1 protein-coding gene is annotated in these 326 nt (G+C 44.2%); it reads left to right on the forward strand.

What is annotated here, in order from left to right; all coding sequences use genetic code 11:
* Positions 1 to 326, forward strand: a 326-nt coding sequence (locus ICN47_RS12780; RefSeq protein ID WP_216220289.1) for a hypothetical protein, incomplete at both ends; no start/stop codon positions are given.

A 326-nucleotide genomic window follows, 5' to 3' on the forward strand; every position in this document is an offset into this window, starting at 1 on the left:
ATCTGTACTTTAATGTGTTAGCTGGACCATTTGCTAAGCGCTTTGATGTTGACTACTGGGCCGTCGCATATCGTCCAGTATTAGCCAAGATCGTGGGACAAGATCCTAAGGCGAGTTATTCGATCTACCCAGACTGGTGGTATTGGCAGGTTAGTTATTTCGTGAGTGCAAGCGCTTTACCAACTAAAGATCAAATTCGCATCATTAATGATCGCAGTGAAGCCTGCTCCGATTACATCATCACCGTCCCAATTGGCAATCGTAAGCAATACTCCCAAAAGAAAGAGTTTGAGCACTTTGATGATTTAATCGTAGATGGCCAGGTG

The sequence above is a fragment of the Polynucleobacter sp. AP-Latsch-80-C2 genome (genome assembly GCF_018882185.1).
Lineage (GTDB): Bacteria > Pseudomonadota > Gammaproteobacteria > Burkholderiales > Burkholderiaceae > Polynucleobacter.